We start from the raw sequence: 25,983 nt of genomic DNA, 5'->3' as shown, positions 1-25,983 counted from the left end.
TTTATATGGGACAGACCGGGTAACTTTTTAGTTCAAACACCGACCATGATGGTTAAAGTTAACTTCTATACTCTGTACTCATCAAAGAAAGGGCATCAAGAGTCGCCCCCTCTTCAAGCGAGTGACGAGTATTTGCCAATTCAGAAATAGCAGCAGAAGATGACCCTAAGCAAAGAGACTCGAACTCGTCTTCGAATGACAGATCAGGAGAAGTCCTAGCACTTGAATTAAAATGACTTACTATACGAAGCAATCGCGAATCATTAATTTTACAAACTTTTTCTAGCTCTTCACTCGACAGCACACCATGGAGTTTAAGGCTCGCAATGGAGTCGATCTCAGCATAATTAAACTGATTAATTGATTTTTCTAATTTTGCCTCACGGCCACCATATTGATTCCACAGTTCAGCAAAAGCAGCAGGCCCCCGGCCAAAAAAAGGTAACACCGAATCTGCATTCCCTGAAGATAAAGCTTTCGCAAGCGCCCTTTGTTCAACTAACTCTGGGAATTGATTGAAAACCTCATCCCCTGACCAATCGTTGAAATCGCGTAAATAGAACGTTGCATTTAGAACCCTCCGGATACGCTGCACCTGTAGTCGCCGAAAAGCCGGAGCTGTTTCTATAGACTCTTCAGCCAGGCTATTAAGGGACTCTTCATGGGAATTTTTTATGGCGACTCCGCGCCGCAAAAAATCCTCGTTACTTGAAAAAAAGCTCCTGACAATTACTGGCTTATTATATTTTGACCCAGCTAAAAAATATTTAAACCGCGAGTAAGTCGATAGAGCTTTCAGCTTATCAATTGGAATACGTAGGCCACTGTCAAACAACATATCCTTGAGCGCACCGGATCGTTTGGGGTGAAGTGCAAGATAAACAGCTATGTCGTTTGCATAGTTTCTAAAATCATCTCCGCCCAACGTATCACTCTGCATAATATAACGCTGCCAATTTTCGAAATCAAAAATTAGCGTCTTATCCTGATTTAGTAAAAACCCATTATTTTCAACGCAATGCATGATATGCCGTCTTACAAATAACTCATCTTTCCTACTGCATACAACCACAATATCATCCACATAACGAAAATAACAATCTCCATATTTTTTCGTCAATTCTGAATCTAAACGTTTTAGAACTATATGCCCTAGTGCATGGCCTGATGCACACCCTACTGGTATGCCATTTTCACTGCGGGAGATAAGCTGCTTATAAAACTCTAGTACTACTTCAGTCTGAGCTGCAAGTTCTTGACTATCATTTAGCAACAACTCAGACAGAGCTTTAATTACTTGCCCTTTATCTGCCGACGGATAAAAACTTTTTATATCTGTAACCACTGCAATATTATTGGGATCCCTGAGCTTTTCGGCGATACCTTTGTTTCTACGCTTATACCCATCTGCGAAAAATTCATAGCTTGCTCCAGATTTTTTTGAACTGGGCCACAAATAACTGAAAACTCTTTCATTAGTCTTGAATTTCGGGTTAGCCGCAAGTGTGGCTAGTATAAGTGATTCAGCTATGGCTGTGAGAGGGCTTGGCGCTAAACAGTTTCTATACTCATGTACATCCCCCTCCACATCGCTAGCTGTACCCTTATAAAGCTTAAATTCTTTGTATCTCCAGAGATCTCCAGAGTTAAGCCTTCGAATCAAAATATTTTGCAAATACTGGTCACTTCCTTTGGGAAGCTGAATCCCTATTAACCGCAAGCCTACGTATGAAGCAGGGTAAGTTGTTCTTGTTGAGTTAAGGGCCCTAACCAACAAGGTTTGATCGATATTTAACATTTAGCAAATACTCTTAAATGTCATCACAAACACGCGGCTTTTGGTCGTTCTCCCATTATGCGGATCACTCCATTCAAAGCTTCTCGTTTTAGACTCGGACTCAAGCGGGACGGCAGTTTCAATTTCGTACGACTCACCTTTTGGACGAAACTTGTAGACAATTTTTCTTAAGGTTAAACGTATAGACTCTGCAAATTTCAAGGGCCAAGATTTACCTACATGTGGTTCGACCCACAACCAAGAACTGCTTCGTGCTCTATGACTGAGACCTGCGGCTGCAATTTTGAAGGAGTCATGCATTGACTCTACACCCTCTTTCTTTGCACCACTTACTGCGGAAATAACGCAAAGAAGTCGTTTTACTTTGTCTTTTTTTGAACAGTCCAAAAAGTCTTCAAATACCTCACTAAAATCGCCACTCACAGTGAGATCGCAAAACTTCAGTGTCAAACTTACAGAAATGCCACTTTGATCAAGCCATGGCCTGATATCCCCAAGCAATTCTGCGTAGTAATTTAGCGCATCAGGAGAAAAATCAATGGCAAAAATCGTAACATTCAACGGTAACTTTGGAACTTTATCAAGCGCGCGAAGCTCGCATAGGAGTGATAGCATGGCCAACACGCCGGCTCCATTACCTGCTGCCAAATCAAGTAAGTAGATATGGCCATCACCAAGTTGATCAACTACCATGTCTCTAACTTCAGGTTGCTCATCACTAGGATCTGCACAAACATACTGCATTCTTGCCGCAGAGTTCAAGAAGCGATGTAGGACATGTTCCCGCGCCTCAAATTCTGTTTCACCGCCCTTCCCCCCCGCGACTGAAGGATTATACTCGGCAAGCCAACCTCTTCTTTTCAAAAACTCTCTATGTGCGTCTGAAAGCGCTACTGGGATATATAGAGTCTCAGATTTCCAAATACTATGCGGAATATCCTTAGAGGTTAACTTTGAAGAAAACAGCCCCATTAATATCCCCTTATCTATGATCAATTAGAGGTTAGTCGAACGGCACGAATCTGCAAAAAACTTGATGATATTGCGTGTATTCCAGGCGTTTTTAGCTATGGATGTTAATAATTTAGATAACGTGGTACTGATTTTGGGAAGGGGTCTCTCTCGAAACGGGACGCGGCTTTCAGCTTTTTTCAGACCATTACCATTGCCCCTACCTTCGACTGGGATTGCATGCGATCTATCATGAAGGATGTCTTTTGGCCGTCGGCTACCTGTCACTATGGGCAGCTTTTGGCGGATTTCTGCCTATTCTCTACGGAGGGGATATTCGACAACGTTCGAATTCAAGAGGTTTTCCATTCCGTATGCGGCTCTGAATTACTTGCAGACCGACAACGTGCTGACATCTAAAAAATCCCGAGTTCGATTCCACTGAACGCCATAACTAGCTGATTTATTTATAGTTACTAGTTGGGGTACGCCGAATTTTCCAGTGAACTCCAGACGCCCGAAAAACCTAGCCCCGCAGAAATATACCGTTCGTCTGGTGCCGCACCATACAAAACAAAGCCCTCGTAGCAATACGAGGGCTTTGTTGTTTCCGGCGTTTGGAAAACCAGGTCTTAGTGACCCGCGCTCTGCCCACCATCAACGTGCAGGATCTCGCCAGTGACAAAGTTGGCGCTGTCCAGATACACGACCGCCTGAGCAATGTCGCTGATCTCGCCCATGTGCCCGACCGGGTGCAGATTCCCCAGCGCTTCATGGGTTTCTTCGCCGTGCATTGGGGTCTTGATGATGCCCGGGGAAACCGCGTTCACCCGAATCCCGCGCTTGGCGTATTCGATGGCCAGGGATTTGGTCGCCGCATTCAGGCCACCTTTGGTCAACGACGCCAGTACCGACGGCACACCGTCGATGGCGTGGTCCACCAGGCTGGTGGTGATGTTGACGACGTGGCCGCGGCCTTGTTTTTCCATCTCGGTGATCGCGAGTTGGGTGATGTAGAAGAAACCGTTCAGGTTCACCGACAGCACCGCAGCGTAATCTTCCTGGGTATATGCGGTGAACGGCTTGGCGACGAAGATCCCGGCGTTGTTGACCAGGGTGTCGATACGGCCAAAACGTTCGATGGCTTCACGAATAACCCGCTGAGCGACCGCAGGGTCGCCGATGTCGCCCGCCACGGTGAGAATATCCGGGTCGGTAGACGGCTTGATCGAACGCGAAGTGGCAACAACCTTGTAATCCAGATCACGGAAAGCCTTGACCATGCCTGCGCCGAGACCTTGGGAGGCGCCAGTAATAACGATGACTTTTTTCGAATTGCTCATGATGAACCTCAACTAATAAATGATGGTTTGAAGAAGCAAGTAATCAGGCTTCGGCGGGGACCTTCGCCATTTGTCTCAACATCTGTTCGTAGTACTCGACCGACTGCGAACCGGACACCAGGTGACGACCGTTAAGGATCATGGCCGGTACTGAATTGATGCCGCGCTGGCGGTAAAACTCTTCAAGTTCACGCACTTCCCTGGCAAACGCTCCGGATGCCAGCACCTCTTGCGCATCCGCCGCATCCAGTCCCGCTTCAGCGGCCAAACTAACCAGCGTCTCGCGATCACTCGGGTTCTGGCCTTCGCTGAAGTAAGCGCGCAACAGGATCTTCTTCAGCTCGATCTGCCGTCCTTCCTGCAGCGCCCATAACAGCAAGCGGTGAGCATCGAAGGTGTTGTAGAAGTGGCTGCGTTTCTCCAGATCGAACTTGAAGCCAATGGCCTCACCGCGAGCAATCTGCATCGCTTTACCGGCGGCGACGTCCTCGGCGGTTCGTCCATACTTGCGCATCAAATGCTCGACCGCTTTCTCGCCGACAGCCGGCATGTCCGGGTTCAACTCGAAGGGTTTGTAGGTCAGCTCCACCGAGACCCCACCGGCAACGTTCTCGATCGCCTGCTCCAGCGCCGTCGCGCCCAAGGCGCACCACGGGCACACCACGTCGGAGATGAAATCGATGGAAACCGCCGCGGTCATGACTGCCCCTCCGCCTCAGCCAGCTGCTTGCGGTACTGCGTGGTGGTGATGCCGGCGTAACCCCAGTTATCGGTGTCGACTTCTTCGATCACGATGTGGGTCAGGTCGGGACGCTTGTTGAGGACGCGTTCCAGGGTTTCAGTGATTTCGGCGATCACCTGAGCTTTCTGCTCTGAGGTAACGCCATCGCGGGTGATGCGTACGCTTACGAAAGGCATGAGGAATCTCCAGTGACCTTCCCTTCGGAATGAATGGGTAGGCGTTGGAGCTCAATGTATGGAGTTAGCTGGAGGGGATAAAGGTGGGGGCGGGAACATCATTAGTTACTTGATGTAATGAGTACCGCCATGCAAACAGAAAAAACGTTTGCATCAAAAATGATCAATCGGCTAATCTGGACTTATCTTAAATTTTAGATACCGCCTAAAAGGGTAAATGTCCATGGCAATTCAATTCTTCGACAGCCCGTTCCATGTCACGCATGACGAGGAAGTCGCCAGCAAAATGGCGTTGAAAATGGAGTTATCAATCTTCATCACTGACTGCATCAAAAAACTGGGCCTGAAACAGAGTGAAGCTGCAGCCCGGTTGAACGTGACCCAATCCCGCGTCTCAGAGTTAACCACTGGCAAGATCGAGAAATTTACGATCGATGCAATGATGGACATGCTGGATAAACTCGGCTTTCGCACCACTTTTACGTTGCCATCCAACGATGCTGGCGCCTTGCCCCAGATTGTGATTTCACAAGCTCGTGCCTGCTAGACGTTACATCCCATTTTTCGAAGCTCCCTTTTGAGCTCCTTCAATCGATCTTCCGCAACTGCCATAGCGTGGCGATCAGTTCGATTCGTGGTTTTCACGAACGAATGAAGGACGAAAATGGTGTCCGCATACTTCGCGATGTAGATGCATCGGTATGCCGGGCTGCCATTGATGATCAACTCAATCGCCCCCGCCCCTACTGAGCTCAGCTGCTTTATTGCCAGCTCTGGATCCCCGTTGTACTGCACACGCATCAGGTCTTTCCCGAACTCATCTTGTACCCAATCCGGTAAGTCCCTGTACTCACGTGTTGCAGCTTCACTTACAAAAGCAAATCTCTTCAAATGATGGATTCCTACCTGGAACAGCCGATGCCCTCCGAACGTCTCAGTAGACGATTGATGGGGTGCTGTTTAGTAGTCATCGCTGGCTTCTTCTGCAGTAGGACTCAGCCCCTTTTTGAGTAGTCCGTTTTGTATGCGTTGCATTTTTCAATTTACGCCACCACCTGGCCACGATTGCGCATCCTCCTCCCTCAAGCTACCTTCAAGCCGTCGCTGCCAATTCAGCGACCGGGCCTGATAACTCGAATTCGATGTAGGAACCAATCAGAGTTCTCCAAATGCATGCCCGCAATCCATTCAAAATTTTCGCTACTGCTACACCGGGTCACGCCCACCACCGCCCAAAAACCGGAGGTGCCCAATGACCAACCCCCAAGACCTGAAAACCATCGGCCTCACCCCTTTCTCCTACCACTCCAACCAACCGCTGTTCCGCATCAACGCTGGCGTCCCGGTCATCCAGGCCCTCTCCCACGCCTCCGATCTACTCCACGTCGCCAAACTTCTCGCATCAGACGCCGCCATGATTCGAGACTCCGATCGGCATGCTTGGGCGTCGCATTTTTTTGCAGGATATGAGCAAGGCAATCATTGATGACGTGGCGAAGGTGCTCGATGCGCCGGGTAACAACCGAGCCAGTAACGTCGTCCCGTGATCTAAATCGCACGCGTAAAAAAGCCCCGAACCAGTCGGGGCTTCTTCTTTCTCAGCCTTGCATCAGGCCTCGATTGCGCAACCGATCATCAGAAAATGTTGATCGGATAATCCACAAACATACGCACTTCGTTACCGCTGACGTTGTACTCACTCGATTTCTGCGAAACACGCAGGATCGAGCTGCGCAGTTTCACGCTCAGGTCTTTGGCCGGGCCGCTTTGGACGACGTACTTGAACTGGTTGAAGATTTCGCGCTCGGTACCGCCTTCACTGGTGGAGGTGGTGATGTTGTCGCCGCGTACGTAGGCGAAGTTGTAGCTCAGACCTGGAATACCGAAGGTGCTGAAGTCGAGGCCGTAGCCCAGCTGCCAGCTGCGTTCGTCTTCGGCGTTGAAGTCGGACCAGTAGGCGTTCGCCAGGTAGATGGTGTTGCCGCCGTCACCGACGCGACCTTGATCTTTCTGGTAGCCGCCGTAGGCGTAGCCCAGGTTGCTGTCGCCGGTGCTGCGCTGGTGAGCGAGGGTGAACGAGTGTGGGCCGGTGGCGAATGTTGCTGCCAGGCTCCAGATTTTGTTGTCGTCGCCGGTGGCACCGCTGTCGCGGACGTAGGAATCTTCCAGCTTGGTGCGATAGCCGTTGAAGTCCAGGGTCAGCGACTGTTCTTTGTCGATCGGGACCACGTAGTTGGCGTTCACGTATTGCTTCTTCAGCACGTCTTCGACGTCAGACGCGTACACCGCCGCTTTGAATTGTTCGGTGAACTGGTAGCTGCCGCCCAATACGTTGATCGACTTCAGGCCACCGCTGTCACGGCCTTCAGCGCTTTTGCGCGATTCGGCGGTGAAGCGACCGGCGTTCAGCTCCAGGCCTTTGATCTCCTTGGAGGTGATCAGGTATGGTCGTGGCAGTCAGGGCGGGATCGTCAATCGGGTCAGCAAGCTGCCTGAGTCCGGTCGCCGCTCGACTATCGAAGCCCAGGGCGGCAGCGATGATTTGCGCAGCCTCTACGCCGACCTCAGCACCGACCCGAGCGAGAACATCAGCCTGCGCCTGAACATGGGCAACATGGATCAAAACAGCTACCGCGACGGTGTAAGCGGCAATCGGCAACTGTTCGCACCGTCGATGAGCTGGCAACTGCTGGCTGGCCTGCGTTACGACATCTTCGACATCGAGTCGACCAACAAACTGCGGGACATTTCCGAAGATCGCGACAGTCATAACCAGCCCGCGTGTAGGACTGGTGTGGACACCGCTGTTGAATCATTCCTTCTACGCCTCCTGGACCAAGACCTTTTCCCCGGTCGGTGGTGGTTTGATCGGCATCACCCCGGGCGCCGCCGGCAACAGCAACGACCTGAGCCCCGAGCTGACCAAGCAAAAGGAAGTCGGCGTGAAGAGCGACTGGCTCGATGACCGCCTGAGCGCCACGTTGGCGATCTACGAGCTGGAGCTCTACAACCGCCGCACCAGCGACCCGAACGATCCGAGCGTAACCTTGCTCACCGGCCTGCAACGTTCCCGCGGCATCGAGCTGACCGGTACCGGCAAGATTGCCGGCAACTGGTACGTGCGCGGTGGCGTGGGTGTGCAGGACGCGACGGTCGAGAAGGACAACAACGGCTTTGAAGGCAAACGCATCAGTAACGTGGCCAAGCACAACGGCAGCCTGTTCCTGACCTGGAAACCGGAAATGGGCTGGTACGCTGAAACCGGTCTGACCCTGGTGGGCCAGCGTTATGCCGACAACCTCAACACCACCGTCCTGCCGGGTTATGGCCGTTGGGATGCACTGGCCGGGTTCCGGCAGAAGGATTGGGATTTGCGCGCGGCACTGAACAACATCAGCGATAAGACCTATTACTCGTCGGCCACCAGTGCGGCGCAGATTCAACCGGGCGCACCACACAGCCTGGTCTTGACCGGAACCTACAGCTTCTAAACACCTGCCACCGACTGGTCGTTGATCGTTCCCCCACTCTGCGTGGGAACGATCAAACCCGAAAAACCTTCGCCCATAAAAAAGCGCCGCCATCCCGGCAGCGCTTTTACCAATCCGTTGTTTTTCTTCTTATCCTTCCATCACATCCCACAACGCTTCCAGCTCCGCTTCGCTGAGTAAACCAGCGGGGTAGCGCTCGATCATCATCCGGCGCGGATCAGGTTCTCTGATCTGACGCGTTCCATTGGACTTCAACCAGTGCGCCAGGACCTGGAGCGATTCGCTGTTTACTGCCAGGGGATGCAACGCCCGCTCGCCCACTACATTCATTTCGGCGTTCATTTCCGCGCTCTCTCCTGGTTTGTGAGCGGCTAACTTATCCAAGGTTTATGACAGAACATCGCAGTTCTCCCCTTCCCTGTTTTGCACCCTGAGAGATACAAGAGCTGTGCCAAGGTTTCGGAACTGTCGACAAGCGGATACAAAAAAGCCCGCGGTCCTGAAGGGCCGCGGGCTTTCTATAAGGCTGAACGGAAAAACGTGTGCCGGGCCGATTCTGCAATCAACTCAAGCTGTTACAACCCCACTCACTCCTTGTGCGGCGCTGGCTGTTGTTGGGTAAGGCAGTGGATGTTACCGCCTCCCAGTAACAGTTCGCGGCCCGGCACCATCACCACTTCGTGTTGCGGGAACAGTGCCTGCAAAATCTCTTTTGCCGGGCCATCCAACGGGTCGTCAAAGCTCGGCGCGATGATGCCGCCGTTAACGATGAGGAAGTTCACGTAGGAACCCGCCAAACGAACGGTCGGATTACGTTCCTGAGTACCGTCCACCGGATCCACGCCAGCGCACTCTTCTTCGGTCGCATACAGCGGCCCCGGAATCGGCATCTTGTGCACCGTGAATGGGCGACCCTTGGCGTCGGTGCTGCTTTCCAGCACTTTCATTGCCGCCTGGCAGCGCGGGTAGTTCGGGTCTTGCGGGTCGTCGGTCCAGGCCAGCAACACTTCGCCCGGACGCACGTAGCAGCAGAAGTTATCCACATGACCGTCGGTTTCGTCGTTGAACAAGCCGTCCGGCAGCCAGATGATTTTATCCACAGCCAGATTCGCGCTGAGTACCACTTCGATTTCTGCACGGGTCATGTGCGGATTGCGATTGCGGTTGAGCAGGCATTCTTCGGTGGTAATCAGTGTGCCTTCGCCATCGACGTGGATCGAACCGCCTTCAAGCACAAAGCCCTCGGTGCGGTAGCGCTGGCTGCGTTCGATCTCGAGGATTTTGCCGCCCACCTGCGAGTCGCGATTCCACGGCGAATACAGACCGCCGTCGAAACCGCCCCACGCGTTGAAGTCCCAGTTCACACCACGGACTTCCCCGCTGTTATTGATGACGAACGTCGGGCCGGTGTCCCGTACCCAGGCGTCATCGCTGGACATTTCGACAACGCGAATATTCGGTACGTCCAGACGTGCGCGAGCGTTCTCATACTGGCCGACGGAGACCGCCACGGTCACCGGTTCGAAACGTGCGATGGCTTTCGCTACAGCGACGTGCGCGGCTTGCGCCGGTTTGCCACCCAGGCGCCAGTTGTCCGGGCGCTCGGGCCAGATCATCCAGGTCTGGGTTTGCGGCGCCCATTCGGCTGGCATGTAGAAGCCGTCGGCGCGAGGCGTGCTGTGCAAAGTGGTCATAGCGATCAGGACTCCAGGGAACCGTCGAGGGTTTTGATGGCGCCGTACAGGTTCGGCCGACGGTCACGGAACGAACCCCACGCGCTGCGGATGTGCTCCAACTCGTCGAGGTCGAAACTGTGCACCAGCATACCTTCTTCGGTTGTGTTGAGTTCCTGAACCTTCTCGCCGAACTGGTTGGCGATGAACGATGAACCGTAGAACGTAATGTCGTAACCGTCCTGCTCTTCATTGCCGATGCGGTTGCTGGCGATCAGCGGCATCAGGTTGGCGCCGGCATGGCCCTGTTGCACACGCTGCCAGTGATCACGGGACGAAATGGTCTTGTCGTGTGGCTCGCTGCCGATCGCGGTCGGGTAGAACAGGATTTCCGCGCCTTGCAACGCCATGCTGCGGGCGCATTCCGGGAACCACTGGTCCCAGCAGATGCCCACGCCGATTTTCGCGTAACGGGTGTTCCAGACTTTGAAGCCGGTATCGCCCGGGTTGAAGTAGTACTTTTCGTGGTAGCCAGGGCCATCCGGGATGTGGCTTTTACGATAAACCCCGAGGTTGCTGCCGTCGGCATCGATGATCGCGATGCTGTTGAAACGCGCGCGGCCCGCCAGTTCGTAGAAGCTGATTGGCAGAACCACTTGCAGCTCTTTGGCGACTTTCTGGAAGTGCTTGATGGCGACGTTTTCTTCAACGGTCGTGGCCAGCTGCAAGTAATCCGGGTTCGGCTTTTGGCAGAAGTACGGCGCCTCGAACAGTTCCTGGATCAGGATGATCTGCGCGCCTTTGGCCGCGGCCTCACGGACCAGCTTCTCAGCGGTCTCGATGTTGGCTTCAAGTTCCCAGGAACAGGCCATCTGGGTGGCGGCGACGGTAACGATACGGCTCATGAATCGGCTCCTGAGCAAGTGCTTGAGGGTCGAGTGTGGCGTCGACCGATGACAGAAATGAGAAGCACCGGGCGTGGTGGGTCCACACCGTGGGCAACGGTGACTTTATAGCCGATAAAAATCGGCTTTTAAAGCTTAAAACAGTCCATCTGTCGAAATTAACTCAAGCAACCCAGATAATAATCGAACTTTTCGCTATCCCTGTGGGAGCGAGCTTGCTCGCGATGAGGCCGTCATATCCGACATCAATGTTGATGGTTCGGCCGCCATCGCGAGCAAGCTCGCTCCCACAGGGATGTGTGTTTACAACCCCTCTGCGAGAACCTTTGAGAGCATGTCGACAAAGAAATCCACGCTCTGACGCGAGGTAACCATCGGCGGTTTGATCTTGAGGATGTTCAGGTAATCGCCGGTCGGCTGCATGAAGATCCCCAACTCGAGCAACCGATCACACAGCGCCGTGGTTTCTTCGGTCGCCGGCTCCAGGGTTTCGCGATTGCGGATCAACTCGACGCCCAGATAGAAGCCGGAACCATGCACCGCGCCCACCAGCGGATGAATATCGATCAGCGCTTCAAGCCGCTCCTTGAAATACCCGCCCACGACCTGAGCATTTTCCCAGAGCTTCTCTTCTTCCATCACATCCAGCACCGCCATGCCGATCTGGCAACTGACCGGGCTGCCACCCGCCGACGAGAAGAAATAGCCTTCGGCCTCCAGCGCTTCGGCGATTTCCCTACGGGTGATCACCGCGCCCAGCGGCTGACCGTTGCCCATGCCTTTGGCCATAGTGATGATGTCCGGCACCACGTCCTGCTGTTCGAAACCCCAGAAAAATTTGCCCATGCGGCCATAGCCGACCTGCACTTCGTCGGCGATACACACGCCGCCCTGGGCACGAACCAACGCATAAACCTGTTTCAAATACCCCGGCGGCAACGAGATACCGCCAGCATTGCCGTACACCGGTTCACAGATGAAACCGGCCAGCTGACGTTTCTGCTCGGCAATTTTCGCCAGGTTGTGTTCGACGCTGCGCACGTAGTCCGGCGCGCTGCCCGGTCCACGGAATTCGCCGCGATAGGTGTTCGGCGCGGTGACCGGATGCACCCAGTCCGGACGGCTGCTCAAGGCCTTCGGGTTGTCGGCAATCGAGGTTGAGACCGCATCGGCTGCCACCGACCAGCCGTGATACGCCTCAAGCACACTGAGCATGTCGCGACCGCCGCTGTAGGCCCACGCCAAACGGATCGCGAGGTCGTTGGCCTCGGTGCCGCTGTTGACCAGGAACACTCGGTCCATGGAATCCGGCGACAGTTTCAGCAATCGTTCGGAAAACTCGGCAATCGCCGCGTAGTTAAAACGCGAGTTGGTGTTGAGCAGCGACCACTGACGACTGGAGACAGCGGCCATGCGCGGATGACCGTGGCCAAGCACCGCGACGTTGTTGAGCATGTCGAGGTAGGAACGGCCCTGCATGTCGATCAGGTGATTGCGCCAGCCACGCTCGATGCGCGGCGGGTCGACGTAATAGTGCTTCTGGGTACGGGCGAAACTGGCGTCGCGGCGGGCCAGCAACGTCTGCGAATCGAGTTCCACTTCGGCGTCACAGGCCAATCCCAGCAGCACCGCCGGCGACGGGCACAATGCTTGCCACGCCGCAGCGCGAGACGGCGTGCAAAACAAGGGAGCATTGAACGAAGCACCTCGGCACAACTGCACCACCAACGGCCCGTTGACCGAACCCAGCACCTGACCTTTGACCAGCGCTGCGCCTGTGTGCAGCGACGGGGTCACGCCCCACAGGCGCACGCTCAGTTGCGGGCCGTCCAATTGCAGCACACCCACCGCCGGCTGATGGACCACGCCGGCAAACGGCGACTCGACCGCCGTGCCATGAGGCACTCGCAACTCGACGTGCAACGGGCAAGTGTCCGGCTCAGTGGCGCTGTCCGGCCGGGTGCGGGACAGGCGATATTGCCCATAACGACTGGCCGCCAGACCGTGAGCCGCGGCAGCGTCGTTCAGCAGACGCTGATCGATCCCCTCCTGCTCCCAGTTACCGGCCTCGAAGTGCGGACTGAGCACGCCCAAATCGATCAACGCAAACTCACGCCCCACCAGGCTCGGCAGCAGCGGCGCGAAGCCTTCGCTACCGATGCTCGGCAGATTCTGGCCGACTGCGGTCAGGATCGCCGCTTCCATCAACGCCAACGGCACCGATGTGGCGACACGGAAAATCTCCCATTCGTGGGTCAGGTTGTCGCGGCTGTATTCGTTGCCCGGATCAATGTTGACCTGCTGCTCGCCGCTGAGCACCAACACCGCCGCACGGGCGACGATCAGCGGCCAGAGCGCCAGTAGCTCTTCATGCGTGAGCGGATTGACAGCGTGATAGGCCTGAACCGCCGGCAAAATGTAGAACGGATCGCCATCAGCGTGGTGCAGTAGCGCCGCGCAGGTCACCGACAGATCAGTAATGCGCCAGGTACGAACCAGGTCGCCGAAATCGATCACGCCCTGCAATTGCCACTGGCGTTGCGAATCTCGCTGCCACACCACGTTGTCGTCGGTGATATCCATGTGAATCGCCTGTACTGGCAGCTTATCCACAAGCGGCTGTAAATGACGCTCGGCCTGTTCAGCCGCATCGGCGATCAGCCGGCGTTGCTGGTCGTCGTTGATGACCGGCAGCAAATGCGCGATCAACGCGTTGGCGTGGCGGGCGTCCCATTGAAGGGTTCGCTCGAGGCCCGGATGGTCGAAACCGGCCAGGGCCAGATCCATTTCACCGCAGAGCCGACCAAATCCCGCCACCACTGAACCGGGCAGATGATCAAGGTGTGTAAGCGACTGGCCTTCGATGTAATCGAGCAGGCGCACGTGCACCGGTTGGCCGCCGACTTCCAGAGAGAGCAGCTCTGCACCGTTTTTGGCCGCAATCACTCGCGGCACATGCACATCGGGGTGCTCACCCAAATGCTTGAGCCCGGCGTGCTGGGCGAGCAGCTCCAGCGCCGAATAGTCGCCACGGCAGATTTTCAGGACAAAACGCCCCTGGGCGCTGTCGACCCGATAGTTAAGATCCTGCTGGCTGCCGAGGGCCTGCAACCTTCCACTCAGGCCGTAATGTCCCTTCAATAGCTCAAGCGCTTGCTCCACAGACACTTGCGGGCGGGGCAAACTGGCGCGATGAATCAACGTGGCGAGCGGCATACAACGACCCCTGAATTTTATTAGGCGCTTATATCGCCACTGCTTGGGGCGATACGCAACCCCCTTCGCCTGCCTGACACCTACCGGATGCTCGACAAAATCAGTGAACGGATCAGGAAAAAACACACTCCACTCGCACCGGCCGGCACTTTGCGCAAGAATGTCGCCCATCAACGCCTATTGCTGGAGAAAGACCATGAAAGTAGTCACCACCGAGCTGCCCGGTGTTCTGATCATCGAACCCAAGGTATTTGGTGACGAGCGCGGTTTCTTCTATGAAAGCTTCAATGCCAAGACTTTCAAAGAAGCGACGGGCCTGGAGACGAATTTCGTTCAAGACAACCATTCCCGCTCGCAAAAAGGCGTCTTGCGCGGCCTGCATTACCAGCTGGAAAACACTCAGGGCAAACTGGTTCGCGTCACGGTCGGTGAAGTACTTGACGTGGCTGTGGACATTCGCCGCAGCTCGCCACATTTCGGCAAATGGGTGGCCGTGCGTCTGTCCGCCGAGAACCACCGCCAACTCTGGGTCCCGGAGGGTTTCGCCCACGGTTTCGTGGTGCTGAGCGAGTTCGCCGAATTCCTCTACAAAACCACCGACTACTACACCCCGTCCGCCGAGCGCTGCATTCGCTGGGACGACCCGGACCTCGCCATCGATTGGCAACTGGACGAAGCACCGCAACTGTCTGGTAAAGATCAGGCTGCCGCGCTCTTCAAGGACGCTGACGTCTTTTCCTGAAACGGCCACGGCGCGCAGACTGCGCCCGCAAGCCTAGGCATAATGCGCCTGTACCCACAGGCGCTCGATGCTCATGACTCCGACCCTCCCCCGCAGACCCCGCTGGCGTAGCCTGGCCCTGCTCGCACTGTGCCTGGCGCCGTTGCTGTGGCCGCTGGAGCATCTGGCCGAGCGTTATTACCGCAGCGAACTGGCCGGGCAGAACCGTCAGACGCTCGACCTTTACGTCGCCAACCTGCTGGGCACCCTGCACCGATATGAAGTGTTGCCGCAGATCCTCGGCGATCTGCCGGCCCTTCGAGCGGCCCTCGGCGCGCCCGACGATGGCGTCACCCAGGGCAATGCCAACCGTTTGTTGAAAAACATCAGCGCCCAGACCGGCGCTGAAGTCATGTACCTGATGGACACCACGGGCAAGACTCTGGCCGCGTCCAACTGGGACAAACACGACAGTTTCGTCGGGCGCAATTTTTCCTTCCGGCCGTATTTCAGCGAAGCCATGGCCGGCCGGCTTGGGCGTTTTTTCGGTTTGGGAACGACATCGGCCAAGCGCGGCTATTTCTTCGCCGCCGCCGTGCGTAACGGCGAAAAGATCATCGGTGTGCTGGTGGTCAAGGTCGACCTGGACCATACCGAAAGCCTCTGGGGCAAAACCCCGGAACAACTGCTGCTGACTGACCATAACGGCGTGGTCATTCTCACGTCGCGGCCCGAGTGGCGATTCCGCTCGACCCGCCCGTTGAGCGAAGAAGAACGCAAGGCTATTACGGCGATTCAACCCTATCCGACTCGCGATCCCAAACCGTTGGAGCTCAACCCCAATGCCTGGCTGACACAGACCCAGCCAATCGCGGAAACCGGTTGGAACGTCAGCATCCTCGCCCCACGCACCTTGATCGATCGCCCGGTGCGCACGGTCGTCGCCATCGGTGGCGCGACGCTGTTGGTGTTAATGCTGTTGCTCGGTCTGATGATGCAGCGCCGCCGGCACTACCTCGAACGGATCGCCTTCGAAGCCAAGGCCCGTCGTGAACTGGAAGGCCGGGTAGCCGAGCGGACCAGCGACCTCGAAGGCCTCAACCGTCGATTGAAACAGGAAGTGCTGGAACGCGAACAGGCCCAGCAAGAGTTGGTTCGCGCTCAGGATGATCTGGTGCAGGCCGGCAAACTGTCGGCCCTTGGCACCATGTCGGCGAGCATCAGCCACGAGTTGAATCAACCGCTGGCGGCGATCCGCAGCTACGCGGAAAACGCCGAAGTGCTGCTCGATCATCAACGCACCGAAGATGCCCGCGGCAACCTCAAGCTGATCAGCGAACTGACCGGGCGAATGGCGTCAATCATCGCCCACCTGCGCGCTTTCGCCCGGCGCGACCGCCACGCCCCGGAAAGCGTCGCCCTGCAACCGGCGCTGGACGATGCGCTGGCGTTGCTGGCCAAGCGCCGGCGCAGCATGGAAGTCGAGCTGATTCGCGATTTGCCGGCCGCCACCCTGTGGGTCGAGGCCGGGGAAACCCGTCTGCGTCAGGTGCTCGGCAATCTGCTGGCCAACGCTCTGGACGCCCTGACGGAAAAAGGCCCGCCACGTAAGCTCTGGTTGAGTGCCCAATCCACCGCCGACGGCGTCAATCTGTACATTCGCGACAATGGCCCCGGGTTCTGCCTGGAGGCACTTGGCCGCGCCAGCGAGCCCTTCTACACCACCAAGACCCGCACTCAGGGCCTTGGATTGGGGCTGGCGATTTGCGAAACCCTGATGCGTGCCTTCGGGGGTGAACTGTCGTTCGCCAACCACAAGGAAGGCGGCGCCCTGATTACCCTGAAATTGCGTGCAGGCGCAACGGGTGTGAGCCTGCAACCGTCCGAGGACCGAAGTGCATGACCATCGACAACCGCATCCAGGTCGTGCTGATCGACGACGATCCCCACCTGCGTCAAGCCCTGAGCCAGACCCTGGACCTTGCCGGCCTGAAAATTCTGCCACTGGCCGAAGCCAAGGGCCTGGCCGTACAACTGGAGCGCGACTGGCCCGGCGTGGTGGTCAGTGACATCCGCATGCCGGGCATGGACGGTCTCGAACTACTGACCGAACTGCATGCCCAGGACTCGGATCTGCCAGTGCTGTTGATTACCGGTCACGGCGATGTGCCGCTGGCCGTGCAAGCGATGCGCGCCGGGGCTTATGACTTTCTGGAAAAACCCTTCGCCAGCGACGCCCTGCTCGACAGCGTGCGACGCGCGTTGGCCTTGCGCCGGCTGGTGCTCGACAACCGCAGCCTGCGTCTGGCCCTGAGCGATCGCAATGAACTGAGTACCCGACTGGTCGGGCAATCGGCACCGATGCTGCGCCTGCGCGAGCAGATCGGAGCATTGGCGGCGACCAAGGCTGATGTGCTGATCCTGGGTGAAACCGGTGCGGGTAAAGAAGTTGTCGCACGTGCTTTGCATGACCTGTCGAGCCGTCGTAACGGTCCGTTCGTGGCGATCAATGCCGGCGCCCTGGCCGAGTCGGTGGTAGAAAGCGAGCTGTTCGGTCACGAGCCAGGCGCCTTTACCGGCGCGCAAAAGCGTCGTATCGGCAAGTTCGAATTCGCCAATGGCGGCACGTTGTTCCTCGATGAAATCGAAAGCATGAGCCTGGATGTACAGGTGAAATTGCTGCGTTTGCTGCAGGAGCGCGTCGTCGAGCGCCTGGGCGGCAATCAGCTGATCCCGCTGGACATCCGCATCATCGCCGCGACCAAGGAAGACCTGCGTCAATCCGCCGATCAGGGCCGCTTCCGTGCCGACTTGTATTACCGTCTGAACGTCGCACCGCTGCGTATTCCACCGCTGCGCGAGCGCGGCGAAGATGCGCTGATGCTGTTCCAGTATTTCGCCGACGAAGCCAGCAACCGCCACGGCTTAGCGCCCCATGAACTGCAACCGGGACAACGCGCCTTGCTGCTGCGCCACACCTGGCCGGGCAACGTGCGCGAACTGCAAAACGCCGCCGAACGCTTTGCCCTGGGTCTGGAACTGGCGCTGGACAACAGCGCGCCGCAGGGCGCTGCCGGCATGACGGTCGAAGGCGTCAGTGGCGGTCTCAGCGAGCAAGTGGAAAATTTCGAGAAGAGCCTGATCGCCGCCGAACTGACGCGCTCTCACAGTTCCGTGCGCAGCCTCGCCGAAGCCCTCGGTATCCCGCGCAAAACCTTGCACGACAAACTGCGCAAGCACGGGTTGAACTTCGCCGACGGTGGTGTCAGCAGCCACACCGACGAACTCGATTGAGCTACCGTCAAATCATCATCTTCATACAAGAGACCCCTGCATGAGCCGCGACAGTCGTCACCTGGAATCGATTCTCCATCACGACATCCCCCTTACGCGGGACATGGGCCTCAAGGTGCTCGACTGGCACGACCAGCAACTGCGCCTGCACTTGCCGCTGGAGGCCAACGTCAACCACAAGAGCACCATGTTCGGCGGCAGCCTGTATTGCGGCGCGGTGCTGGCGGGTTGGGGCTGGCTGCATTTACGATTGCGTGAAGAAGGGGTTAAAGGCGGGCACATCGTGATTCATGAAGGGCATATCAGCTATCCATTGCCGGTGACCATGGACGCGACAGCGATCTGCCAGGCGCCGAGTGCGGCGGTGTGGAAGAAGTTTTTGGCGATGTATGAGCGGTATGGAAGGGCGCGGTTGAAGCTGCATTCAAGGATTGTGAATGTGGGGAGTGAGGAAGATGCGGTGACGTTTACCGGGCAGTACGTGCTCCACCGATGATCGTTCCCACGCTCCGCGTGGTAACGCCTCTAGGGACGCTCTGCGTCCAGTGACGCGGAACGTCACGGGCTGCATTCCCACGCAGAGCGTGGGAACGATCTTAACTACGCGCGAGTTCTAAAAGCTTCTCCCGCCAAGCCGCCTTCGCCGGCAGCGCCAAAAAAAACTCATTCAACAACGACTCCCGCGCCGGATAACTGAACGGCGCACCGCTCAAATCCAGCACCTCACCGCCGGCCCCTTCCAGCACGCCTTGCGCAGCGGCCGTGTCCCACTGCGAAGTCGGCGCCAACCGCGGATAACAATCCGCCGCCCCTTCCGCCAGCAAACAAAACTTCAACGAACTGCCGATATTGGCCAAGTGCAGTTCACCCAGACTGTCGCTCAGCCCGGCTAGCAGGCGCTCCTGTTCAGGACTTGAATGCCGACGACTGGCAACCACGGTAAATGCCTTGCCCGCCGCTGGCACGTCGCGCACCTGAATTGGCAGCGGCGTTGCGCCTTTATCGCCACGCCACGCGCCCAGACCCGCACCACCGACGTAGAAGCGCCCGTTGGTCGGCATCGACACCACGCCAAACACCACTCGCCCCTGCTCGATCAGCGCGATGTTGACGGTGAATTCTTCGCTACCGGAAATGAACTCCTTGGTCCCGTCCAGCGGGTCGACCAGCCACCAACGCTGCCACCCGGCGCGCACGCTCTGGGGAATGTTGGCGTCTTCTTCGGACAGCACCGGGATGCTCGGGTCCAGCGCCGTCAGCCCGGCCAGGATCACATGGTGAGCGGCCATGTCGGCGGCCGTTACCGGAGAGTCATCGGATTTTGCTGTCACGGCGACGTTGGCACGCCAAAACGGCAGAATCGCTTCACCTGCTTTCAGCGCCAGTTCAACAACAGGCGCCATCAACGGATGGGGGAAAATCATGGCTGGAACACTCCACGCTGAGTCAGTAGATCACGGGCCAGATACAGTGCTGCCAATGCACGGCCCTCAGTGAATCGCGGGTTCTGGGCCAGGGCCGACAACTCACGCAGGTTGATTTTATCCACACCCATCGGCTCGGGCTCATCGCCTTCAAGGCTTTCTTCGTACAGATCGGTGGCCAACACCACCTGGATCTTCTGGCTCATGTAACCGGGAGACAACGACAACTCAGTCAGATGCTCCAGTTGCCGCGCGCCATACCCGGCCTCTTCCTTGAGTTCTCGTTCGGCCGCCGCCAGCACGTCTTCACCCGGCTCGATCAAGCCTTTTGGCAAGGACAGCTCGTATTCATCGGTGCCGCCGCAATACTCTTCGACCAGCACCGCGTGGTCTGCATCCAGCATCGCCACGATCATCACCGCGCCATAACCGGCGCCCTTGCCCACCAGTCGTTCATACGTGCGCTCCACGCCATTGGAAAAGCGCAACTTCAGCTCTTCGACGCAGAACAAACGGCTGGTGGCGACGATCTCGCGGGCGAGGATGGTGGGTTTCTGGCGCATGAAAAGCTCCTTGGCGTGAACGCGTTACTATACCCGGCCTATCCTGATTGTTTACCTCGGATATCTTTTTTACCGCTGGAGAAGTTTTTTATGTCCCTGCTGCCCTGGCGCGACATCGACACCGTTCTGTTGGATATGGACGGTACGCTGCTGGACCTGCACTACGACAACCATTTCTGGATGGAGCACCTGCCCCAGCGTTACGCTGAGTTGCACGGGGTGAGCCGGGCCATGGCCGAGATGGAATTGCAGCCGCTGTTCGAGCGCAATGCCGGTCAATTGCAGTGGTACTGCCTGGATTTCTGGAGCGCCGAGCTCAAACTGCCGGTGCGCGAACTGAAACTGGAAACCGCTCATTTGATTGCCCTGCGTCCGGATGCGGACATTTTTCTGGCGGCGATCAAACAGGCCGGCAAGCGCGTGGTGCTGATCACCAATGCACACCGCGATTCGCTGTCACTGAAGCTGGAAAGAATCGAACTGGCGCCGTACTTCGAGCGGTTGATCAGCTCGCATGATTACGGTTTCGCCAAGGAAAACCCGGAATTTTGGGATGCCCTGCAGGCGGACATCGGCTTTGATCCGGCGCGCAGTCTGTTTATCGACGACACCTTGCCAATCCTGCGTAGCGCGCGGAATTTTGGTGTGGCGCATTTGTTGGCCGTGAGTGAACCGGACAGCCGCAAAGGGCCGAAGGACACGGCCGAGTTTGCGGCGGTGGGGGATTATCGGGAGCTCATTGCAGGGCTCTAGACCGAGTCGCCTGCATCGCGGGCAAGCCACGCTCCCACAGGATCTGTGTCGTTCACGAAAGATGCGAATGACACAGATCCTGTGGGAGCGTGGCTTGCTCGCGATGGGCATCACACGGTTCTGGGGGTTACTCAGGAATCCGCAACGACTGCCCCGGATAGATTTTGTTCACGTCCTTGAGCATCGGTTTGTTGGCCTCGAAGATTTTTTGATACTTGTTGGCATCGCCATAAACGCGCAAGGAAATCGCGCTGAGCGTGTCGCCTTTCACAACCGTTACAAACTTCGCGGCCACAACCACCGGCCCGGTCACGGTGATCTGGTCATCCACACTACCGACACCGGCAATATTACCCACTGCCAGCAGGATTTTTTCCTTCTCTTCCTGACTGCCGACTTCGCCGGTCACGATGACTTTGTCGCCATCCACCGTCGCCTGCACATTCGGGTTACCCAGGCCGACCTTGCTGATGTGTTCCTTCAACTGCTCGCTGGCATTGGCGTTACCTGGCGTCAGCAGATCGATAAGTTTTTCGCCTGCTTCTTTCACAAAGCTAAAAATACTCATGGTGCGCTCTCCTTGGGTTATGGGTTCCAGACGCAAAAGCCTAGACCAAGGCTGTCACTTGCGGTTCCAGCCCGACCAATGACGCCGCGTCCCCCCAAGCGCTAGAATCCGAACCTTCCCGCGCCCTGGAGCGAAGATGGACATCAAGCAGCTGAAATTCCTCATCGCCCTCGACGAGACCCGGCATTTCGGCCAGGCCGCCGCCCGTTGTCACATCACCCAGCCGACCCTGTCCATGCGCCTGCGCAGCCTCGAAGAAGAGCTCGAGTTGCCGCTGGTCAATCGCGGTCAGCGCTTCGAGGGTTTCACCGCACCGGGTGAGCGGGTGCTGGCCTGGGCGCGCACCGTGCTGGCAGCCTACGACGGCTTGCAGGCCGAAGCGGCTGCCTGTCGCGGTAACCTGGTCGGTACGTTGCGTCTGGGTGTGGTGCCACTGTCGAGCTTCGATCCGCTGCCACTGATGCATCGCCTGCACGCCGAGCACCCGAACCTGCGCTTCGAACTCTCAGCACTGAGTTCCGAACAGATCCTCGAACAACTGGCGAACAATCGCCTGGATCTGGGCGTGTCGTACCTGGAGCGACTGGACGGCGAACGCTTCGACTCCCTGGCGTTCAGCGAAACCCGCATGGGTCTGCTCTACGATCAGCGCTTCTTCAGTTTCGGCGAGGCGCCGCTGAGCTGGGAATCGCTGATCGAGCTGCCGCTGGGCATGCTCACCAGCGGCATGCATTTTCGCCAGTCCATCGACCACAACTTCCACAGCCGCGGCCTCACTCCACAACCCTTGTTGCAGACCGATGCCGTCCACCAATTGTTACAAGCGGTCTACGGGGGACTCTGCTGCGCCGTGATGCCGCTGGACGGCGGCCTGGAAAAACTGACCGATCATTTGCGCCTGCAACCTATCGAAAATGCCCAGACCCTCGCCCGGCTGGGCCTAATCATGCGTCGCAGTGCCCCGCGATCGGCGCTCGCGGAAGCCTGTTTCGCGATTCTTCAGCAATCGTTGCCGAGTTCTTGATCGACGCCATCTATCGGCAGATCAGTATTAGCGATTAGACGCGACAACTTGACGCGCCTAGGCTTAAAGCTAATCAAACCGTCGGTGATGCCATGAACGCCAAGCGCCCTGCCTGCGCGGCGCCTGCCCTCGAAACGCCAGCGCCCGCTGCCAGCCAGACGTACAGTTACTGCGATCTTCGCCACACCGAAACGCAAAGCGCCGAATCGGCCAGCACGGCGCTAGCCGAAGAAGTTGCGTTGGCGATTGCCTATAACGGCATCAGCCAGGCTGTGATGCTGGTGACGCCGACGGATCTGGAAGACTTCATCGTCGGTTTCAGCCTCGGTAGCGGCATCATCGAAGACGCTTCCGATATTTATGACCTGCAACTCAGCGGCTCGGGATCGGCGCAGTACGCGCAAGTGACCATCGCCAACCGCGCCTTCTGGAACCTGAAGCAACAACGTCGGCAAATGGCTGGCACCAGCGGTTGCGGGCTTTGCGGTGTGGAAGCGGTGGAACAGGCGCTGCCAGACCTCAAGGTCCTGCCCGGTGCACCCTTGCCGCCCGCCGAATGGCTCGATGGTTTACGTCAGCGCATCGGTGCGTTCCAGCCGCTGGGCCAGTACTCCGGCGCAGTGCATGCCGCCGTGTTTATGAACAGTCAGGGCCAATTGCTGCTGGGTCGCGAAGACATCGGCCGACACAACGCCCTCGACAAGCTGATCGGTGGGCTGATCCGGCAGAAGATCCCGACTACCGGCGGGCTGGCGATTGTCACCAGCCGTTGCAGTCTCGAATTGATCCAGAAAGTATTGCGCGCAGGCATCCAGACCCTGATCAGCCTGTCGTCGCCCACGGGCCTTGCCGTGCAATGGGCCCGTCGTCACAACCTCAATCTCATCCACCTGCCGCAGAAAAGTGCACCGCGGGTCTACAGCCCAGCGTTGGAGAATCAAGCGTGAGTCAACATCGTCAAGCCGACCAGAAACCCGTCCCCCGCTACAAGCCCTACAAAGGCCCAGCCGGTGGCTGGGGCGCGCTGATCAGCGTCGCCCAGGCCTGGTTGACCAGCGATAACGCGCTGAAAAACATCCGCATAATGCTCAAGACCAACCAGAACGGCGGCTTCGACTGCCCCGGTTGCGCCTGGGGCGATTCTCCGGAAAAGGGCATGGTGATGTTCTGCGAGAACGGCGCCAAAGCGGTGAACTGGGAAGCGACCAAACGCCGTGTCGACGGTGCGTTCTTCGCCAGGCACAGCGTCAGTTCATTGTTGGAGCAGAGCGACTATTGGCTGGAATATCAGGGCCGCCTGACCGAGCCGATGAGCTACAACGCCGAAACCGATCGCTACCAACCCATCAGCTGGGATGATGCCTTCACCCTGATCGCCAAGCATCTGCGCGGCCTGTCGAGCCCGGATCAGGCCGAGTTCTACACCTCGGGCCGCGCCAGTAACGAAGCGGCGTACCTGTATCAATTGTTCGTGCGCGCCTACGGCACCAATAACTTCCCCGACTGCTCGAACATGTGCCACGAGGCCAGCGGTGTGGCCATGGCGCAAAGTGTCGGCGTTGGTAAAGGCACCGTAACCTTCGACGACTTCGAACACGCCGATGCGATTTTTGTCTGGGGCCAGAACCCTGGCACCAACCACCCACGGATGCTCGAACCGTTGCGCGAAGCGGTGAAGCGCGGCGCCCAAGTGGTGTGCGTCAACCCGCTAAAGGAACGCGGCCTGGAACGCTTCCAGCATCCGCAGCACCCGTTCGAAATGCTCACCAACGGCGACAAGCCGACCAACACCGCGTTCTTCCGTCCGGCCCTTGGTGGCGACATGGCGATCCTGCGCGGCATGGCGAAATTCCTGCTGCAATGGGAGCGCGAGGCGCAGAAGACTGGCGCTGAAGCGGTGTTCGACCACGACTTCCTCAATGAACACAGCGTCAACGTGCTGGACTATCTTGCCGCCATCGACGATACCCCGTGGAAGCAGATCGTCGAGCAGTCCGGCCTGCCGCTGGTGGAGATCGAGCAAGCGGCGCGTATGTACGCCAAAAGCAAGAACGTCATCATGTGCTGGGCCATGGGCATCACCCAGCATCGCCATTCGGTGTCGACCATCCAGGAAATCGCCAACCTGATGCTGCTGCGCGGCAACATCGGCCGGCCGGGTGCCGGCCTGTGCCCGGTGCGTGGCCACAGTAACGTGCAGGGCGACCGGACCATGGGCATCAACGAACGTCCGCCGGTGGCGTTCCTCGATTCCCTGGAGCGCCGCTTCCAGTTCAAGGTGCCACGTGAAAATGGCCACAACGTGGTCGAAGCGATTCATGCCATGGCCGACGGTCGGGCGAAAGTCTTTATCGGGCTGGGCGGTAACTTCGCCCAAGCCACCCCGGACAGCCCACGGACTTTCCAGGCCCTGAGCAACTGCGACCTGACCGTGCAAATCAGCACCAAGCTCAACCGCAGCCATTTGGCTCACGGTAAAGACGCGCTGATCCTGCCGTGCCTGGGCCGCACCGACATCGATATCCAGGCCGAAGGCCCGCAAGCGGTGACCGTCGAAGACTCGTTCAGCATGGTTCACGCCTCCAACGGCCAGTTGCAGCCGCTGTCGAACCAGATGCGCTCGGAGCCGTCGATCATTGCCGGTATCGCCGCCGCGACCCTGGGCAGCAAACCGGTGGACTGGACCTGGCTGGTGGCTGACTACAATCGCATCCGCGACCTGATCGCCGACACCATTGCGGGCTTTCGCGACTTCAACGAGAAGCTCAAGAACCCGGGTGGTTTCCACCTGGGCAACAGCGCCGGCGCGCGACGCTGGAACACACCGTCGGGGCGCGCAAATTTCCGTCCGAACATCCTGCCTAAAGACCTGGTGCACGAACGCACTCGCGCCACCGGCGTATTGCCGGACCTGATCATGCAGTCAATGCGTTCCCACGATCAGTACAACACCACGATTTATGGGCTTGATGACCGCTATCGCGGAGTGAAAGGTCAGCGTGATGTGTTGTTCGTCAATGAAGCCGACATCATTCGCCTGGGGTTCAAGCCGGGGCAAAAGGCTGACATCGTTTCGATCTGGGATGATGGCCGTGAGCGCCGGGTGAAGGGTTTTACGCTGCTGGCGTTTGATATTCCTGCCGGGCAAGCGGCGGCTTACTATCCGGAAGTGAATCCGCTGGTGCCACTGGAAAGCATCGGGGATGGCAGCCATACGCCGACGTCGAAGTTTGTGGCGATCCGGTTGGAAGCGGCGAGTGAGACGGGGTTGATTATGGCGAAATCGGCGTAACGCAGCGACAGATCTGGCCTAATCGCGAGCAAGCTCGCTCCCACATTGA

General features: G+C 57.4%; 22 protein-coding genes and 3 pseudogenes. 11 read left to right on the top strand and 14 right to left on the bottom strand.

Translation table 11 applies throughout. The features are described 5' to 3' along the window. Nucleotides 1–58: 58 nt before the first annotated feature. From ACYZT7_RS02345 to ACYZT7_RS02325, 5 genes are all read right to left on the bottom strand, one after another. Nucleotides 59–1,798 (bottom strand): RNA-directed DNA polymerase, encoded by a 1,740-nt coding sequence (locus ACYZT7_RS02345; protein WP_462039793.1) that lies wholly within the window; start codon nt 1,796–1,798, stop codon nt 59–61. Beyond that, complete coding sequence (locus ACYZT7_RS02340; protein ID WP_462039792.1) at nt 1,799–2,770, bottom strand: hypothetical protein; 972 nt, start codon at nt 2,768–2,770, stop codon at nt 1,799–1,801. Between the two features lie 611 nt (nt 2,771–3,381). After that, complete coding sequence (locus ACYZT7_RS02335) at nt 3,382–4,092, bottom strand: SDR family NAD(P)-dependent oxidoreductase (protein WP_462039791.1); 711 nt, start codon at nt 4,090–4,092, stop codon at nt 3,382–3,384. 43 nt (nt 4,093–4,135) lie between these two features. Next, complete coding sequence (locus tag ACYZT7_RS02330; protein WP_462039790.1) at nt 4,136–4,792, bottom strand: DsbA family oxidoreductase; 657 nt, start codon at nt 4,790–4,792, stop codon at nt 4,136–4,138. Continuing rightward, nucleotides 4,789–5,010 carry a tautomerase family protein gene (locus ACYZT7_RS02325; RefSeq protein ID WP_007939483.1) on the bottom strand — a complete coding sequence of 74 codons (222 nt, stop codon included), beginning with the start codon at nt 5,008–5,010 and terminating at the stop codon, nt 4,789–4,791. Before ACYZT7_RS02325 ends, ACYZT7_RS02330 begins: the two co-directional genes overlap by 4 nt. A gap of 223 nt (nt 5,011–5,233) precedes the next feature. On the opposite strand from ACYZT7_RS02325, the gene ACYZT7_RS02320 reads away from it, so the two are divergent. Then, nucleotides 5,234–5,557 carry a helix-turn-helix domain-containing protein gene (locus ACYZT7_RS02320; RefSeq protein WP_462039789.1) on the top strand — a complete coding sequence of 108 codons (324 nt, stop codon included), beginning with the start codon at nt 5,234–5,236 and terminating at the stop codon, nt 5,555–5,557. Here ACYZT7_RS02320 and ACYZT7_RS02315 read toward each other — a convergent pair. Next, nucleotides 5,554–5,901, bottom strand: coding sequence for a type II toxin-antitoxin system RelE/ParE family toxin (locus tag ACYZT7_RS02315; protein ID WP_462039788.1), 348 nt, complete (start codon nt 5,899–5,901; stop codon nt 5,554–5,556). The two genes, ACYZT7_RS02320 and ACYZT7_RS02315, sit on opposite strands and share 4 nt — an antisense overlap. 361 nt (nt 5,902–6,262) lie before the next feature. Here ACYZT7_RS02315 and ACYZT7_RS02310 point away from each other — a divergent pair. Further along, nucleotides 6,263–6,557 (top strand): annotated as a pseudogene (locus ACYZT7_RS02310) (DUF3077 domain-containing protein). Nucleotides 6,558–6,645: 88 nt separating this feature from the next. On the opposite strand, the pseudogene ACYZT7_RS02305 reads toward ACYZT7_RS02310, so the two are convergent. Beyond that, nucleotides 6,646–7,452 (bottom strand): annotated as a pseudogene (locus ACYZT7_RS02305) (OprD family outer membrane porin); the annotation flags it as partial. Here ACYZT7_RS02305 and ACYZT7_RS02300 point away from each other — a divergent pair. Beyond that, nucleotides 7,448–8,501: pseudogene (locus ACYZT7_RS02300) on the top strand (TonB-dependent receptor); the annotation flags it as partial. The pseudogenes ACYZT7_RS02305 and ACYZT7_RS02300 overlap by 5 nt on opposite strands. A 129-nt stretch (nt 8,502–8,630) precedes the next feature. Here the strand turns inward: ACYZT7_RS02300 and ACYZT7_RS02295 are convergent. The 4 genes from ACYZT7_RS02295 to ACYZT7_RS02280 all read right to left on the bottom strand — a co-directional run bounded on the left by ACYZT7_RS02295 (nt 8,631) and on the right by ACYZT7_RS02280 (nt 14,295). After that, nucleotides 8,631–8,843, bottom strand: coding sequence for a hypothetical protein (locus tag ACYZT7_RS02295; RefSeq protein ID WP_462039787.1), 213 nt, complete (start codon nt 8,841–8,843; stop codon nt 8,631–8,633). A gap of 245 nt (nt 8,844–9,088) precedes the next feature. Continuing rightward, on the bottom strand, nt 9,089–10,195 hold the full coding sequence (gene aguA / locus ACYZT7_RS02290) for an agmatine deiminase (protein WP_462039786.1): 1,107 nt from the start codon (nt 10,193–10,195) through the stop codon (nt 9,089–9,091). A gap of 5 nt (nt 10,196–10,200) precedes the next feature. Further along, nucleotides 10,201–11,079 carry an N-carbamoylputrescine amidase gene (gene aguB / locus ACYZT7_RS02285; protein ID WP_462039785.1) on the bottom strand — a complete coding sequence of 293 codons (879 nt, stop codon included), beginning with the start codon at nt 11,077–11,079 and terminating at the stop codon, nt 10,201–10,203. Between the two features lie 303 nt (nt 11,080–11,382). Beyond that, entirely contained in the window at nt 11,383–14,295 is a 2,913-nt protein-coding gene (locus tag ACYZT7_RS02280) for an aminotransferase (protein ID WP_462039784.1), read from the bottom strand. Between the two features lie 196 nt (nt 14,296–14,491). Here ACYZT7_RS02280 and rfbC point away from each other — a divergent pair, with 196 nt between their 5' ends. From rfbC to ACYZT7_RS02260, 4 genes are all read left to right on the top strand, one after another. Beyond that, a complete protein-coding gene (rfbC, locus tag ACYZT7_RS02275; RefSeq protein WP_462039783.1) occupies nt 14,492–15,037 on the top strand; it encodes a dTDP-4-dehydrorhamnose 3,5-epimerase in 546 nt (181 codons plus the stop codon). 73 nt (nt 15,038–15,110) lie between these two features. Beyond that, complete coding sequence (locus tag ACYZT7_RS02270; protein ID WP_462039782.1) at nt 15,111–16,919, top strand: sensor histidine kinase; 1,809 nt, start codon at nt 15,111–15,113, stop codon at nt 16,917–16,919. Next, on the top strand, nt 16,916–18,310 hold the full coding sequence (locus tag ACYZT7_RS02265; protein ID WP_462039781.1) for a sigma-54-dependent transcriptional regulator: 1,395 nt from the start codon (nt 16,916–16,918) through the stop codon (nt 18,308–18,310). The genes ACYZT7_RS02270 and ACYZT7_RS02265 overlap by 4 nt, the downstream gene beginning before the upstream one ends. Nucleotides 18,311–18,350: 40 nt before the next feature. Then, nucleotides 18,351–18,806: a thioesterase domain-containing protein gene (locus tag ACYZT7_RS02260; RefSeq protein ID WP_282377370.1), complete on the top strand. Its 456-nt coding sequence runs from the start codon at nt 18,351–18,353 to the stop codon at nt 18,804–18,806. Nucleotides 18,807–18,906: 100 nt separating this feature from the next. Here the strand turns inward: ACYZT7_RS02260 and cysQ are convergent, their stop codons facing one another. Continuing rightward, a complete protein-coding gene (gene cysQ, locus ACYZT7_RS02255; protein ID WP_462039780.1) occupies nt 18,907–19,734 on the bottom strand; it encodes a 3'(2'),5'-bisphosphate nucleotidase CysQ in 828 nt (275 codons plus the stop codon). Further along, nucleotides 19,731–20,297: an ADP compounds hydrolase NudE gene (gene nudE / locus ACYZT7_RS02250; RefSeq protein WP_033058385.1), complete on the bottom strand. Its 567-nt coding sequence runs from the start codon at nt 20,295–20,297 to the stop codon at nt 19,731–19,733. The genes cysQ and nudE overlap by 4 nt, the downstream gene beginning before the upstream one ends. Before the next feature lie 90 nt (nt 20,298–20,387). Between nudE and yrfG the strand changes: the two genes are divergently transcribed. Beyond that, entirely contained in the window at nt 20,388–21,050 is a 663-nt protein-coding gene (gene yrfG / locus ACYZT7_RS02245) for a GMP/IMP nucleotidase (protein WP_462039779.1), read from the top strand. Between the two features lie 127 nt (nt 21,051–21,177). Here yrfG and lysM read toward each other — a convergent pair whose 3' ends face one another. Beyond that, on the bottom strand, nt 21,178–21,618 hold the full coding sequence (lysM, locus tag ACYZT7_RS02240; RefSeq protein WP_046045516.1) for a peptidoglycan-binding protein LysM: 441 nt from the start codon (nt 21,616–21,618) through the stop codon (nt 21,178–21,180). Nucleotides 21,619–21,754: 136 nt separating this feature from the next. Here lysM and ACYZT7_RS02235 point away from each other — a divergent pair, with 136 nt between their 5' ends. From ACYZT7_RS02235 to ACYZT7_RS02225, 3 genes are all read left to right on the top strand, one after another. Continuing rightward, on the top strand, nt 21,755–22,642 hold the full coding sequence (locus ACYZT7_RS02235; protein WP_462039778.1) for a LysR family transcriptional regulator: 888 nt from the start codon (nt 21,755–21,757) through the stop codon (nt 22,640–22,642). Nucleotides 22,643–22,734: 92 nt separating this feature from the next. Continuing rightward, nucleotides 22,735–23,589 carry a formate dehydrogenase accessory sulfurtransferase FdhD gene (gene fdhD, locus ACYZT7_RS02230; protein WP_462039777.1) on the top strand — a complete coding sequence of 285 codons (855 nt, stop codon included), beginning with the start codon at nt 22,735–22,737 and terminating at the stop codon, nt 23,587–23,589. Next, on the top strand, nt 23,586–25,934 hold the full coding sequence (locus ACYZT7_RS02225; RefSeq protein WP_462039776.1) for an FdhF/YdeP family oxidoreductase: 2,349 nt from the start codon (nt 23,586–23,588) through the stop codon (nt 25,932–25,934). The genes fdhD and ACYZT7_RS02225 overlap by 4 nt, the downstream gene beginning before the upstream one ends. Nucleotides 25,935–25,983 lie beyond the last annotated feature (49 nt).

Source organism: Pseudomonas sp. RT4P38 (genome assembly GCF_054897765.1).
Note: the sequence above shows the minus strand (reverse complement) of the source record. Positions and strands in the feature narration are given on the sequence as shown.